This window comes from Pseudomonas sp. (genome assembly GCF_048269965.1).
GTDB lineage: Bacteria > Pseudomonadota > Gammaproteobacteria > Pseudomonadales > Pseudomonadaceae > Aquipseudomonas.
Window position 1 is genome coordinate 22,834 of record NZ_JBLWTV010000024.1, and the last position, 13,780, is coordinate 36,613.

The 13,780-nt window shown below is 63.3% G+C and carries 11 protein-coding genes; 1 reads left to right on the forward strand and 10 read right to left on the reverse strand.

Annotated features, from left to right (window positions below; all coding sequences use genetic code 11):
* Positions 1 to 53 precede the first annotated feature (53 nt).
* Positions 54 to 377, forward strand: coding sequence for an HPF/RaiA family ribosome-associated protein (locus ACN0X6_RS21475; RefSeq protein WP_160019629.1), 324 nt, complete (start codon positions 54 to 56; stop codon positions 375 to 377).
* Positions 378 to 392: 15 nt separating this feature from the next.
* On the opposite strand, the gene ispD is transcribed toward ACN0X6_RS21475, so the two are convergent.
* The 10 genes from ispD to lpxB form a co-directional block, all read right to left on the reverse strand.
* Positions 393 to 1,091 (reverse strand): 2-C-methyl-D-erythritol 4-phosphate cytidylyltransferase, encoded by a 699-nt coding sequence (gene ispD / locus ACN0X6_RS21480; protein WP_417707087.1) that lies wholly within the window; start codon positions 1,089 to 1,091, stop codon positions 393 to 395.
* On the reverse strand, positions 1,088 to 1,366 hold the full coding sequence (locus tag ACN0X6_RS21485; RefSeq protein ID WP_417707089.1) for a septum formation initiator family protein: 279 nt from the start codon (positions 1,364 to 1,366) through the stop codon (positions 1,088 to 1,090). Before ACN0X6_RS21485 ends, ispD begins: the two co-directional genes overlap by 4 nt.
* Positions 1,367 to 1,654: 288 nt before the next feature.
* Positions 1,655 to 2,944: a phosphopyruvate hydratase gene (gene eno, locus ACN0X6_RS21490; RefSeq protein ID WP_417707091.1), complete on the reverse strand. Its 1,290-nt coding sequence runs from the start codon at positions 2,942 to 2,944 to the stop codon at positions 1,655 to 1,657.
* Between the two features lie 150 nt (positions 2,945 to 3,094).
* The gene (kdsA, locus tag ACN0X6_RS21495; protein WP_017674773.1) at positions 3,095 to 3,940 is read right to left on the reverse strand and encodes a 3-deoxy-8-phosphooctulonate synthase; all 846 of its coding nucleotides are present in this window, start codon (positions 3,938 to 3,940) and stop codon (positions 3,095 to 3,097) included.
* 3 nt (positions 3,941 to 3,943) lie between these two features.
* The gene (locus ACN0X6_RS21500; RefSeq protein WP_417707092.1) at positions 3,944 to 5,575 is read right to left on the reverse strand and encodes a CTP synthase; all 1,632 of its coding nucleotides are present in this window, start codon (positions 5,573 to 5,575) and stop codon (positions 3,944 to 3,946) included.
* A 152-nt stretch (positions 5,576 to 5,727) separates the two neighbouring features.
* Entirely contained in the window at positions 5,728 to 7,050 is a 1,323-nt protein-coding gene (tilS, locus tag ACN0X6_RS21505) for a tRNA lysidine(34) synthetase TilS (RefSeq protein WP_417707094.1), read from the reverse strand.
* A 161-nt stretch (positions 7,051 to 7,211) separates the two neighbouring features.
* Positions 7,212 to 8,162, reverse strand: a complete 951-nt coding sequence (locus ACN0X6_RS21510; protein ID WP_417707095.1) for an acetyl-CoA carboxylase carboxyltransferase subunit alpha — start codon at positions 8,160 to 8,162, stop codon at positions 7,212 to 7,214.
* A 137-nt stretch (positions 8,163 to 8,299) separates the two neighbouring features.
* Positions 8,300 to 11,830 (reverse strand): DNA polymerase III subunit alpha, encoded by a 3,531-nt coding sequence (gene dnaE / locus ACN0X6_RS21515; protein ID WP_417707097.1) that lies wholly within the window; start codon positions 11,828 to 11,830, stop codon positions 8,300 to 8,302.
* Between the two features lie 215 nt (positions 11,831 to 12,045).
* Positions 12,046 to 12,645, reverse strand: coding sequence for a ribonuclease HII (gene rnhB, locus ACN0X6_RS21520; RefSeq protein WP_417707099.1), 600 nt, complete (start codon positions 12,643 to 12,645; stop codon positions 12,046 to 12,048).
* Positions 12,645 to 13,778, reverse strand: coding sequence for a lipid-A-disaccharide synthase (lpxB, locus tag ACN0X6_RS21525; protein WP_417707100.1), 1,134 nt, complete (start codon positions 13,776 to 13,778; stop codon positions 12,645 to 12,647). Before lpxB ends, rnhB begins: the two co-directional genes overlap by 1 nt.
* Positions 13,779 to 13,780 lie beyond the last annotated feature (2 nt).

Sequence of the window (13,780 nt, forward strand, 5' to 3'; positions counted from 1 at the left end):
CATGCCCCCGCCCAAACGGGGCCTCACGAACTCAGCGACATGAGGACATGGTTATGCAGGTTCTGGTCAACAGTGGTAAGCACGTCACCTCCTCGATGGACTTCAGGGACGGCATTGGCAGTCGCATCCGGGACAAGCTTCAGCGCTACGAGGACCATCTCACCCGGATCGAAATTCACCTCTCCGACGAGAACGCGCTCAAGAGCGGCCCGCAAGACAAGCGCTGCAAGGTCGAGGCGCGGATGAAGGGACGCGATCCGCTGACGGTGTCCCACGATGCCAGCGAACTGCAGCAGGCGATCGACGGCGCCATGAACAAGCTGACCAACGCACTGGATCGCACTATTGGCAAAGATGCCAAACCCTGGACGCACTGATGCGGTCAATCCAGTTCAACGGTCTTGCGGCCATATGGACTGGAGATAGTGCAGATCTTCCGGGCGGGTGACCTTGAGGTTGTCCGCCCGGCCTTCGATGAGACGGGGCGACTGCCCTGCCCACTCCATGGCGGAGGCTTCATCGGTCACTGCCACACCTTCTTCCAGCGCTTGCGCCAGCGCTTCGCGTAACGCGCCCAGGCGGAACATCTGCGGCGTGTAAGCCTGCCAGATCAGACTGCGATCCACGGTCTCGGCCACCCGGCCGTCACTTGCGGCACGCTTGAGCGTATCGCGCACCGGTATGGCCAGCAGGCCGCCGACCGGATCATCGGCCAGACTGTCCAGCAGGCGATCCAGGTCAGCAGGGCTGAGGTTGGGACGCGCGGCGTCATGCACCAGCACCCAATCCTCGGCGCGTGCACCCTCTGCAAGCAGCGCCTGCAGCCCCGCCAATACCGAATCGGCCCGCTCGCGTCCGCCAGGTGCCCGGCGGATACGCGCATCGCTTGCCACCTGCAGTTGCGGCCAGTAAGGGTCATCCACCGCCACGCACACCACCGCGCCCAACAGGCCGGGATGCTCGAGAAAACAATGCAGGGTATGTTCGACAATGCAGCGGCCGGCGATCTGCAGGTACTGCTTGGGCCGGTCGGCGGCCATGCGCGCGCCGACGCCAGCGGCCGGGATCACCAGCCAGAATTTCGTGGTCATTCGGTCAGCAGATAGAGGGTTTCACCCTCTTTGAGCATGCCCAACTCCTGACGCGCGCGCTCTTCCACGGTTTCCATGCCGCGCTTGAGTTCCATCACCTCGGCCTCGAGGATGCGGTTGCGCTCCAGCAGCCGCTCGTTCTCGCTCCGCTGTTCGTCGATCTGCTGTTGCAGATGACTGGCAGCAGCCAGGCTGCCGTCGCCGATCCACAGTCGATACTGCAGACCGACCAGCAACAGGATCAGCACGATGAACAGCCAATACGGACTACGCATGGAGCGGCTCGCAGATTGAGTCATCGGCATGGTAGGGGCTGCGTTCATGCTTGAAAAGGAGCCGTCTGATGAGTGACATGGAGTTTCGGTACCTGCATCCGTGCATTGGTTCCCAGGGATCGACGAAGCGTCCACGAAAGAGGCCATGCCTGCAATGACGCTGCCTTTGTAGGAGCGGCTTCAGCCGCGAAGAATCGCGGATAAATCCGCTCCTACAGCATGCAGCACCAACGCTGGGATAACCACGAAAAAGGGCGACTTGCGTCGCCCTCTTCTACTACGCAGTCATTAGCCGCGGAACTCGGCACGACCCTTGTACGGAGCCTTACCGCCCAGCTGCTCTTCAATACGCAGCAACTGGTTGTACTTGGAAACGCGGTCGGAGCGGCACAGCGAACCGGTCTTGATCTGACCGGCGGCAGTACCCACGGCCAGGTCGGCGATGGTGCTGTCTTCGGTTTCGCCGCTGCGGTGCGAGATCACGGCGGTGAAGCCGGCGGCCTTGGCCATCTGGATGGCTTCCAGGGTTTCGGTCAGCGAGCCGATCTGGTTGAACTTGATCAGGATCGAGTTGCCGATCTGCTCGTCGATGCCGCGCTTGAGAATCTTGGTGTTGGTGACGAACAGGTCGTCGCCTACCAGCTGCACCTTGGCGCCGATCTTGTCGGTCAGCACTTTCCAGCTGGCCCAGTCGGACTCGTCCATGCCGTCTTCGATGGAGATGATCGGGTAACGCTCGGTCAGGCCAGCCAGGTAGTCGGCGAAGCCTTCACCGCTGAATACCTTGCCTTCGCCGGCCAGGTCGTATTGACCGTCCTTGTAGAACTCGCTCGATGCGCAGTCCAGCGCCAGGGTCACGTCGTCACCCAGGGTGTAGCCGGCGTTGGCCACGGCCTCGGCAATGGCAGCCAGGGCGTCTTCGTTGGAGGCCAGGTTCGGCGCGAAACCACCTTCGTCACCCACGGCGGTGTTCAGGCCACGAGCCTTGAGCACGGCTTTGAGGTGATGGAAGATTTCGGCGCCCATGCGCAGGGCATCGGCGAAATTCTTGGCGCCTACCGGCTGCACCATGAATTCCTGGATGTCGACGTTGTTATCGGCGTGCTCGCCACCGTTGATGATGTTCATCATCGGCACCGGCATGGAGTAGACGCCCGGCGTGCCGTTCAGATCGGCAATGTGTGCGTACAGCGGCACACCCTTGGCCTGGGCGGCGGCCTTGGCGGCAGCCAGGGACACGGCGAGGATCGCGTTGGCGCCCAGAGTCGCCTTGTTCTCGGTACCGTCGAGTTCGATCATCGCACGGTCCAGAGCCTTCTGATCGACGGCGTCCTTGCCGAGCAGCAGATCGCGGATCGGGCCGTTGATGTTGGCGACGGCTTTCAGCACGCCCTTGCCCAGGTAACGGCTCTTGTCACCGTCACGCAGCTCCAGCGCTTCGCGCGAGCCGGTGGAGGCGCCGGACGGAGCGCACGCGCTGCCGACAATGCCGCCCTCCAGAATTACATCCGCTTCCACGGTGGGGTTGCCGCGGGAGTCGAGAACCTCACGACCCTTGATGTCGACGATCTTTGCCATTGTTGTTTGCACTCCAAGGTTTGACGATAAGACTGCAGCAGCGGGCTGCGCGGGGCCGCCGACCACCCCGAAGGGCGGTCGGCGACACAGTCTGACTCACGGGTCAGGGGGATCTTTTCTGGGGCGGCACTTTACCGGATTGCGTGCGGTTCAGGCAGTCTCGATCGGCGGAAAACTCTTGATCAGATCGTCAAGCTGCTTGAGCTGGGTGAGGAACGGCTCCAGCTTGTTCAGGCGCAGGGCGCACGGGCCGTCGCACTTGGCGTTTTCCGGATCCGGATGCGCTTCGAGGAACAGGCCTGCCAGGCCCTGGCTCATGCCCGCCTTGGCCAGGTCGGTAACCTGGGCGCGGCGACCGCCAGCGGAGTCGGCGCGACCGCCCGGCATCTGCAGGGCGTGGGTCACATCGAAGAACACCGGGTACTCGAACTGCTTCATGATGCCGAAGCCGAGCATGTCCACCACCAGGTTGTTGTAACCGAAGGAGGAACCACGCTCGCAGAGGATCAACTGATCGTTACCGGCCTCTTCGCACTTGGCCAGGATGTGCTTCATTTCCTGCGGCGCAAGGAACTGAGCCTTCTTGATGTTGATTACCGCGCCGGTCTTGGCCATGGCCACCACCAGATCGGTCTGCCGCGAGAGGAAGGCCGGCAGCTGGATGATGTCGCACACCTCGGCCACAGCAGCCGCCTGGTGCGGCTCGTGAACGTCAGTGATCACCGGTACGCCGAAGGTCTTCTTCACCTCCTCGAAGATCTTCATGCCCTCTTCCAGGCCCGGGCCACGGAAGGAGGTGACGGAGGAACGGTTGGCCTTGTCGAAACTGGCCTTGAACACGTAGGGGATGCCGAGTTTCTCGGTCACCCGCACGTACTCCTCGCAGGCCTGCATGGCCAGGTCACGCGATTCGAGCACGTTGATGCCACCGAACAGCACGAACGGCTTGTCGTTGGCGATCTCGATGTCACGAACCTTGATGATCTTCTGTGCCATGGATCAGACCTTCTTCGCTTTCTGCGCCAGAGCAGCGTTGACGAAACCGCTGAACAGCGGGTGACCGTCACGCGGCGTCGAGGTGAATTCCGGGTGGAACTGGCAGGCGACGAACCACGGATGGTCAGGCGCCTCGACCACTTCGACCAGCGCGCCATCGCCGGAGCGACCGGTGACCTTGAGGCCCGCCTCGGTCAGCTTCGGCAGCAGGTTGTTGTTCACCTCGTAACGATGACGGTGACGCTCGACGATCACGTCCTTGCCGTAGCAGTCGTGAACCTTGGAGCCGGCCTGCAGCTGGCAGTCCTGCGCGCCCAGGCGCATGGTGCCGCCCAGATCGGAGCTCTCGCTGCGCTGCTCGACGCTGCCTGCGGCGTCCTGCCATTCGGTGATCAGACCCACTACCGGGTGAGCGCTGGCCATATCGAACTCGGAAGAGTTGGCATCGGTCCAGCCCACGACATTGCGGGCGTACTCGATCACGGCCACCTGCATGCCGAGGCAGATGCCGAGGTAAGGGATCCTGTGCTCACGTGCGTACTGCACGGTCTTGATCTTGCCTTCCACGCCGCGCAGACCGAAGCCGCCCGGCACCAGAATGGCATCGACACCTTCGAGCAGCGCGGTGCCCTGGTTCTCGATGTCTTCGGAGTCGATATAACGCAGATTGACCTTGGTACGGTTCTGGATACCGGCGTGGCTCATCGCCTCGATCAGCGACTTGTAGGCGTCCAGCAGCTCCATGTACTTGCCGACCATGGCGATGGTGACTTCTTTCTCCGGGTTGAGCTTGGCATCGACCACGCGATCCCACTCGGACAGGTCGGCACCGCCGCACTCCAGACCGAAACGCTCGACGACGAAGTCATCCAGGCCTTGGGCATGCAGCACGCCCGGAATCTTGTAGATGGTGTCGACGTCTTCCAGGCTGATCACCGCACGCTCTTCGACGTTGGTGAACAGGGCGATCTTGCGCCGCGAGGACACGTCGATCGGATGATCGGAGCGGCACACCAGCACGTCAGGCTGCAGGCCGATGGAGCGCAGCTCCTTGACCGAATGCTGGGTCGGCTTGGTCTTGGTCTCGCCGGCGGTGGCGATGTACGGCACCAGGGTCAGGTGCATCAGCATCGCGCGCTTGGCGCCCACCTCCACGCGCAGTTGGCGAATGGCTTCGAGGAACGGCTGCGACTCGATGTCGCCGACGGTGCCGCCGATTTCCACCAGGGCCACGTCGGCATCGCCAGCACCCTTGATGATGCGACGCTTGATTTCGTCGGTGATGTGCGGGATGACCTGAATGGTCGCACCCAGGTAGTCACCACGGCGCTCCTTGCGCAGTACGTCTTCGTACACGCGGCCGGTGGTGAAGTTGTTGCTCTTGCTCATCGTGGTACGGATGAAGCGCTCGTAGTGGCCCAGGTCGAGGTCGGTCTCGGCGCCGTCGTGGGTGACGAACACCTCACCGTGCTGGAACGGGCTCATGGTGCCCGGATCGACGTTGATGTAAGGGTCAAGCTTGAGCATGGTGACCTTCAGGCCCCGCGCCTCCAGGATGGCCGCCAGTGAAGCCGAGGCGATGCCTTTCCCCAATGAAGAAACAACACCACCCGTGACGAAGATGTAGCGCGTCATGAAAAACCCTAGAAGTCTGCGTTTAAGCGGTCAGTGCCGCCGGGGAAAGCGAAGGAGCGCCATTCAGTACGAACAATGGCAAGCTCGCCAAGCTCCCTGAGGGAGTCGGCAAAAGCTGTAGTAAGACGGGAGCGTAGTCTACCCGAAAGGCCTTACCAGCTCAAACCTTGCGCGCCGATAGGCGGCGACCAGCACAGACGCGCTCCGCCGGCCTCGATTACTGACGATGGCGACAGATTCGCCACCGCCATCAGCTCATCGCCATCGAATAGCAGCGGCAAGCGTGGACGGACGAATGCCGGCACGCGCAGCTCATTGAGCAGACGCTTGAGATCGCGCCTGCCACGCCCCGGCAGCGGCAACGACTCACCGCCCTGGCGATAGCGCAAATGCCAGCGACCCTGCGGCAGATCGCCCTGTAGATGCACATGACCATTGCCAGGCAGTTCGACCGACGCGCAAAACGAGTCGCAGGACAGATCGAGTGGGGCGAGCGGCCGCAGCCACTGACCACTGAGCCACCAGAGCCGACCATCGGCACGGTGCAACTCACCGTCGGCCAGTCGCCAGATCGGCGCTGAGTCCAGACCGGCATCACGCAGGTCATACCAACCGGCCCAGTGATCGCTATCGGGCATGCGCGTCAGCGGCGCCAACCAGTGACGCAGCAGATTGCGCTGACGTGCATCGCTCAGAGCGCTCAGCGCCGACAAGTCCAGAGAGGGAAGTGGCAGCCAGGGACATGCCGAAACGCCACGGGCAACCGCCAGGTCCATCTCGGCCAACTCTTCCAGCAACTGCTGAGCCTCAGACAGATGGCGTGCGCTGCGCGCCAGCGTATTCGACGCCTGTGGCCAGCGCTCAGCCAGCAGCGGCATCACGTGCCGACGCAGGAAATTGCGACTGAAGCGTTGGTCGGCATTGCTCGGGTCCTCGATCCAGGCAAGGCCATGACGCTGCGCATGGGCCTGCAACTCAGCCCGTGAGCAGTCGAGCAGCGGCCGAACCAGGCTGCCCCGCCCCAACGGTCGACTGGCCGGCATCGCCGCCAGCCCGCGCACGCCGGCACCGCGCAACAAACGAAACAACAGGGTTTCGGCCTGATCGTCGCGATGCTGGGCACTGAGCAGCACATCGCCCGCGCCCAGCCGTTCGCTGAAAGCCTGGTAACGCGCGCTGCGTGCGGCCTGTTCGAGACTGGCACCTGGCGCGACCCGAACCCTGACGACGTCGAGAGCGATGCCCAACTTTTCGCAGACACGCGCGCAATGCTCGGGCCAGGCGTCGGCCGCAGCCTGCAGGCCATGATGGACATGAATGGCAGAAATCGGCGGCAGCTCCTCGCACCGAGCCCAGTCGGCGAGCAGGTGCACCAGCACGCTGGAATCCAGGCCACCAGAAAAGGCAATGCGCCACGCCGGGGCCGCGCGCCAGGGCTGCAGGGCCTGGCGCAGGCGAAGTTCGAGAGCAGTCATCAGCCAAGCTTAAACAACAACGGGCCCGAAGGCCCGTGGTGATGTGCGATGAAATTACGCAGGGTGCGCCATGCGCACCCAAATACCGGCGCGACTGTCATGGGTGCGCACGGCCTGGGCGGCCCCGCGACACCCTACAAAAGCCATCTATGCCAGCGAACTCAGGCGATGCCGTAGCTCATCAGACGGTCATAACGACGCTTGAGCAGCGTGTCGGTGTCGTGCTTCTGCAGGCTGGCCAGTTGCTTGGTCAGCTCCTGACGAATCGACTCGGAAGCCGCCGCCGGGTCACGGTGCGCGCCACCCAGCGGCTCGGCGATGACCTGATCAACGATACCCAGATCCTTCAGGCGCTCGGCGGTAATGCCCATGGCTTCGGCGGCATCCGGCGCCTTCTCGGCGGTACGCCAGAGAATCGAGGCGCAGCCTTCCGGGGAGATCACCGAGTAGGTGGAGTACTGCAGCATGTTCAACTGGTCGCAGACGCCGATGGCCAGCGCACCACCGGACCCCCCTTCACCAATGACGGTGGCGATGATCGGGGTCTTCAGGCGCGCCATCACCCGCAGGTTCCAGGCGATGGCCTCGCTCTGGCCGCGCTCCTCGGCATCGATACCCGGGTAGGCACCGGGCGTGTCGATGAAGGTGAGGATCGGCATCTTGAAGCGTTCGGCCATTTCCATCAGACGGCAGGCCTTGCGGTAGCCTTCCGGGCGCGGCATGCCGAAGTTGCGGCGAACCTTCTCGCGCACTTCACGGCCTTTCTGGTGACCGATGATCATCACCGGCTGATCGCCCAGACGGGCGATACCACCGACGATGGCGGCGTCGTCGGAGAAGTGACGATCGCCGTGCAGTTCGTCGAACTCGGTGAAGATGTGCTGGATGTAATCCAGGGTGTAAGGGCGGCGCGGATGGCGTGCCAACTGGGCGATCTGCCAGCTGGTCAGGTTGCCGAAGATGCTTTCGGTCAGGGTGCTGCTCTTGTCCTGCAGGCGGGCAATCTCATCGCCGATATTCAGCGAGTTGTCGTTACCAACCAGGCGTAGCTCTTCGATCTTGGCTTGCAGGTCGGCGATCGGCTGTTCGAAATCGAGGAAATTCGGGTTCATAGTCATCCGTCTTGCGTCGACGGCCAAGTGGCCGGGGAGCTGTATCCATTAGGCGTCCTACCTTAAGGGATAGGACGCAGCGGGTCGACACCCGCAGGTGTCGATGCCAACACAAAGGGGTATTTTCCCCTCTTGCATCAGCGGTAGTGCAAAAAGACGTTGTCGCGCCCGAACTGGTCACGCAATGCCTGAATCAAAGTGTCGGCCGGGTCGATTCGCCAGGCATCGCCAAATTGAAGCAAGGCGCGTGCCTCCTCGCCACTGTAGTCCAGCGTCACCGGGCAGGCGCCCTTGTGCTTGCTGCACAGTTCGGCCAGCCAGCGCAGGCGATCCCCCTTGAGCGCTTCGCCAGCGACCTTCAGCCGCAGGCTGTCAGCGAGGCCGGTACGGGCCTCTTCCAGACTCATCACGCGCTTGGCACGCAGACGCAGGCCACCGGAGAAGTCGTCATTGCTGACTTCGCCCTCGACCACCACCAACGCATCGTTCTGCAGCAACGCCTGGTTGCTGGCGAAGGCATCGGCGAACAAGGAGGCTTCGATGCGCCCGGAGCGGTCGTCAAGGGTGATGAAGCCCATCTTGTCGCCCTTCTTGTTCTTCATCACCCGCAGGTTGACGATCATCCCGGCGATGGTCTGGGTGTCGCGCGCCGGCTTCAGCTCGACGATGCGCTGGCGGGCGAAACGGCGAATCTCGCCTTCGTATTCGTCGATGGGATGGCCGGACAGGTAGATGCCCAGGGTGTCCTTCTCGCCTTTCAGGCGCTCCTTGATCGGCAGTTCGCGCGCCTTGCGATGATTGGCGTAGACGTCCGCCTCGGGTTCGGCGAACAGGCCGCCGAACAGGTCCATGTGGCCGCTCTCGGCGCTGCGCGCGGTCTGCTCGGCGGACTGCACGGCCTCTTCCATGGACGCCAGCAGCACGGCGCGGTTCTTGTCCACGCTGGCCTGATAGGCCTTGAGCTCGTCCTGATAGTACGGACCGAGACGATCCAGCGCACCGCTGCGGATCAGCGCTTCCAGGGTGCGCTTATTGATGCGCTTGAGGTCGACGCGGTTGCAGAAGTCGAACAGGTCCTTGAACGGACCACCGGAGGCTCTGCATTCGACGATGGCCTCGACCGGCCCCTCGCCCACGCCCTTGACCGCACCCAGGCCGTAGACGATACGACCGTCGTCGTTGACGGTGAACTTGAACTCGGACACGTTCACGTCCGGCGGATCGATGCGCAACTTCATGTTGCGGCACTCTTCGACCAGGATCACCACCTTGTCGGTGTTGTGCATATCCGCCGAGAGCACCGCCGCCATGAACGGCGCCGGGTAATGCGCCTTGAGCCAGGCCGTCTGGTAGGACACCAGACCGTAGGCGGCCGAGTGCGACTTGTTGAAGCCGTAACCGGCGAATTTCTCCACCAGATCGAAGATGTTGCCCGCCAGATTGGCGTCGATGCCATTGCTGGCACAACCTTCGATGAAGCCGCCGCGCTGCTTGGCCATTTCCTCGGGCTTCTTCTTGCCCATGGCACGCCGCAGCATGTCCGCCTGCCCCAGGGTGTAGCCACCCATGACCTGGGCAATCTGCATCACCTGCTCCTGATACAGGATGATGCCGTAGGTGGGCTTGAGCACCGGCTCGAGGCCGGCGTACTGGTAGTCCGGGTGCGGATAGGACAGCTCGGCGCGGCCGTGCTTGCGGTTGATGAAGTCGTCCACCATGCCGGACTGCAGCGGGCCGGGGCGGAACAGCGCCACCAGTGCGATCATGTCTTCCAGGCAGTCGGGCTTGAGCTTCTTGATCAGTTCCTTCATGCCGCGTGATTCGAGCTGGAAGACCGCCGTGGTCTCCGCCTTCTGCAGCATGTCGTAGGTTTTCTTGTCATCCAGCGGGATGAAGTCGATGTTGACCAGATCCTCGTCCGGGGCACCGTCGCGCTTCTGGATGCGGTGGATGGTTTCCATCGCCCACTTGATGATGGTCAGGGTACGCAGACCTAGGAAGTCGAACTTGACCAGGCCGGCCTGCTCGACGTCGTCCTTGTCGAACTGGGTCACCAGGCCGCCGCCCTCTTCGTCACAGGCGATCGGCGAGAAGTCGGTGAGCTTGGTGGGCGCGATCACCACGCCGCCGGCGTGCTTGCCGGTACCACGCACCACGCCTTCGAGCTTGAGGGACATGTCCCAGATTTCGGCGGCTTCTTCGTCGTTCTTGAGGAAGTCGCGCAGCGGCTCCTCCATCTCGTAAGCCTTCTCCAGGGTCATGCCCACTTCGAAGGGGATCATCTTCGACAGACGGTCGGCCAGGCCATAGGACTTGCCCTGGGCGCGAGCCACGTCGCGCACCACCGCCTTGGCCGCCATCGAGCCGAAGGTGATGATCTGGCTCACCGCGTTGCGTCCGTATTTCTCGGCGACGTAGTCGATCACCCGGTCGCGGCCGTCCATGCAGAAGTCGACGTCGAAGTCGGGCATGGACACCCGCTCGGGGTTGAGGAAGCGCTCGAACAGCAGGTCATAGGCCAGCGGATCGAGATCGGTGATCTTCAGCACGTAGGCCACCAGCGAACCGGCGCCCGAACCACGGCCCGGCCCGACCGGCACGCCGTTGTTCTTGGCCCACTTGATAAAGTCCATCACGATCAGGAAGTAACCGGGAAAGCCCATCTGGATGATGATGTCGAGTTCGAAGTTGAGGCGATCGATGTAGACCTGCCTCTTGGCCTCATAGTCCGGGATGTCCTTGGGCAGCAGAACTTCGAGACGCTCCTCCAGGCCCTCGAACGAGGCATGGCGCAGGTAGTCGTCGATGCCCATGCCATTGGGCGTGGGGAAATCCGGCAGAAAGTATTTGCCGAGCTGCACATCGATATTGCAGCGCTTGGCGATCTCGACGGTGTTCTCCAGTGCCTCGGGCAGGTCGGAGAACAGCTCCCACATTTCCTCGGCGCTTTTCAGGTACTGCTGATCGGAGTAATGCCGTGGCCGGCGCGGGTCGTCGAGGGTACGACCTTCACCGATGCAGACGCGGGTTTCGTGCGCCTCGAAGTCGCCCTGCTTGATGAAGCGCACGTCGTTGGTCGCCACCAGCGGCGCCTCGACACGATCGGCCAGCGCCACCGCCGCGTGCAGGTACTCTTCGTCGCCAACTCGGCTGGTGCGCTGCACTTCCAGATAGAAACGATCCGGGAACGCGGCCATCCATTCACGCAGGCGCGTTTCGGCCAGCGCTTCGTCACCGGCCAGCAGCGCCTGACCGACTTCGCCTTCACGCGCACCAGAGAGCGCGATGAGGCCTTCTGCGGCGCCCTTGACCCAGTCACGCTGGATGATCACCAGGTCGTTGCTCTGCCCTTCGGCCCAGCCACGGGAAATCAGTTCGGTGAGGTTGCGGTAGCCCTTGGCGTTCATCGCCAGCAGGGTCAGGCGCGTCAGCGGACCGTCTTCCTCGGCGCTGGCCATCCAGATATCGGCGCCGCAGATCGGCTTGACCCCGGCGCCCATGGCCGTCTTGTAGAACTTCACCAGCGAGCACATGTTGCTCATGTCGGTAACCGCCACCGCCGGCATGCCGGCCCCGGCGACGGCCTTGATCAGCGGTTTGACCCGCACCAGGCCATCGACCAGGGAGTATTCGGTGTGCAGACGCAGGTGGACGAACGCGTGAGTCATGGGCGGCCTTGCAGGTGAAAACGACAAAGCGCGGATTGTAGCAGGTAGGGCGGCCCGGATCGCCGTCCGCTCGTAGCGCAGCGAACAGTCCGCCGAACCATGTCGAATCCATCCGTCACAGCACGCACCATCGAAACACCAGTGGCGTACTGCTTCGCGACGACTACAAGGATGTAGGAGGTAGAGCGGCGCAGGAGGCCAAAGCCGAGTACGCCCTACACGGCCCCCAGCAGTGCGCGCACCGGGGCGAAGGAACGACGATGAATCGGTGTAGGTCCCAGGCGTATCAGCGCTTCGAGATGAACCGGCGTGGGGTAGCCCTTGTGACCGGCGATGCCGTAACCGGGATAGAGACGATCCATCTCGAGCATCTCGCGGTCACGACTGACCTTGGCCAGGATCGAAGCCGCGGCGATGGCCGGTACCCGGCTGTCGCCCTTCACGACCGGGGCGCTCGGCACCGCCAGCTGCGGGCAACGATTGCCGTCGATCAGTGCCAGTCTCGGCGTCACGCTCAGCCCTTCGACGGCGCGCTGCATCGCCAGCATGGTGGCATGCAGGATATTCAGGCGGTCGATCTCTTCCACCTCGGCGCGGGCGATGCACCAGGCCAGAGCCTTCTCGCGAATCTCGTCGAACAGCGCTTCACGACGCGCCTCGGAGAGTTTCTTCGAGTCGTTCAGGCCGATAATCGGGCGCGCAGGGTCGAGGATGACCGCAGCCGTGACCACGGCACCGCAGAGCGGGCCACGGCCCACTTCATCGACGCCGGCGACCAGCTCCTCGACCAGGGTGAAGTCCAATCCCAGCTGCATCAGACTCGCCCAGCGAGCTTGAGCACCGCATCGGCCGCCGACAACGAGGCATCGCGACGCAGCGCGCGGTGAATCACGTCGAAGCCTTCAGTCTGCACCTGCCCACCGTCGATCAGCGGTGCCACGGCCTGGGCCAGCGCCTCTGGCGTCGCCGCATCCTGAATCAGCTCGGGCACTAACAGACGCTCGGCCAACAGATTGGGCAGCGAGATATAGGGACTCTTCACCAGGCGCTTGAGGATGCGGTAGGTCAGCGGCGCCACACGGTAGGCCACCACCATCGGCCGTTTGTACAGCAGCGCTTCCAGGGTCGCGGTACCCGAAGCGATCAGCACCGCGTCGCAGGCAGCCAGCGCCTCGTGGGAACGACCATTGAGCAGCGTCAGCGGCAAATCACGCCCGGCCAGCATCTGTTCCAACTGCTCGCGGCGCTCGGGCGTGGCACAAGGCAGCAGGAAACGAATGCCAGGGCGCAGCGCGCGCAGACGAATCGCCGCATCCAGAAACAGCTCACCGAGACGCGCGACTTCACCGCCACGACTGCCGGGCATCAGGGCCACTACCGGCTCGTCCTGCGGCAGGTCCAGCGTCTCCCGCGCGGCAGCACGATCAGCCTGCTGCGGAATGGCATCGGCCAACGGATGCCCCACGAAACGCACCGGCACCTGATGCGCGTCGTAGAACTGCGCCTCGAACGGGAACAGGGTCAACATCAGGTCGCAGGCTTCACGGATCTTCAGCACGCGCTTCTGCCGCCAGGCCCAGACCGAAGGACTGACGTAGTGCACGGTCTTGATGCCGGCACGACGCAGCTTGAGCTCCAGCCCCAGATTGAAGTCGGGCGCATCGATACCGATGAACACGTCCGGCTTGGCGGCGATCAGGTCGCGAGCCAGTTGCCGACGGCGCCCCAGCAGCTCGAACAGACGCCCCAGCACCTCGACCAGGCCCATCACGGCCAGGCGCTCCATCGGGAAATAGGATTTGAGGCCTTCGGCTTCCATGCGCGCGCCGCCAACACCGATGAACTCGGCATCTGGATAGCGCTGCTTGATGGCCTGCATCAGGCCGCAGCCGAGAATGTCACCGGACGCCTCACCGGCGACCAGTGCGACGCGAAGAGGTCTGTTCATAG

What these genes read in the sequence shown, in the direction of transcription:
- ispD (WP_417707087.1), bottom strand. Translation starts at nt 1,091, where the DNA reads ATGACCACGAAATTCTGGCTGGTGATCCCGGCCGCTGGCGTCGGCGCG.
- rnhB (WP_417707099.1), bottom strand. Translation starts at nt 12,645, where the DNA reads ATGCAGCTGGGATTGGACTTCACCCTGGTCGAGGAGCTGGTCGCCGGC.
- ACN0X6_RS21500 (WP_417707092.1), bottom strand. Translation starts at nt 5,575, where the DNA reads ATGACGCGCTACATCTTCGTCACGGGTGGTGTTGTTTCTTCATTGGGG.
- lpxB (WP_417707100.1), bottom strand. Translation starts at nt 13,778, where the DNA reads ATGAACAGACCTCTTCGCGTCGCACTGGTCGCCGGTGAGGCGTCCGGT.
- dnaE (WP_417707097.1), bottom strand. Translation starts at nt 11,830, where the DNA reads ATGACTCACGCGTTCGTCCACCTGCGTCTGCACACCGAATACTCCCTG.
- ACN0X6_RS21485 (WP_417707089.1), bottom strand. Translation starts at nt 1,366, where the DNA reads ATGCGTAGTCCGTATTGGCTGTTCATCGTGCTGATCCTGTTGCTGGTC.
- ACN0X6_RS21475 (WP_160019629.1), top strand. Translation starts at nt 54, where the DNA reads ATGCAGGTTCTGGTCAACAGTGGTAAGCACGTCACCTCCTCGATGGAC.
- kdsA (WP_017674773.1), bottom strand. Translation starts at nt 3,940, where the DNA reads ATGGCACAGAAGATCATCAAGGTTCGTGACATCGAGATCGCCAACGAC.
- ACN0X6_RS21510 (WP_417707095.1), bottom strand. Translation starts at nt 8,162, where the DNA reads ATGAACCCGAATTTCCTCGATTTCGAACAGCCGATCGCCGACCTGCAA.
- tilS (WP_417707094.1), bottom strand. Translation starts at nt 7,050, where the DNA reads ATGACTGCTCTCGAACTTCGCCTGCGCCAGGCCCTGCAGCCCTGGCGC.
- eno (WP_417707091.1), bottom strand. Translation starts at nt 2,944, where the DNA reads ATGGCAAAGATCGTCGACATCAAGGGTCGTGAGGTTCTCGACTCCCGC.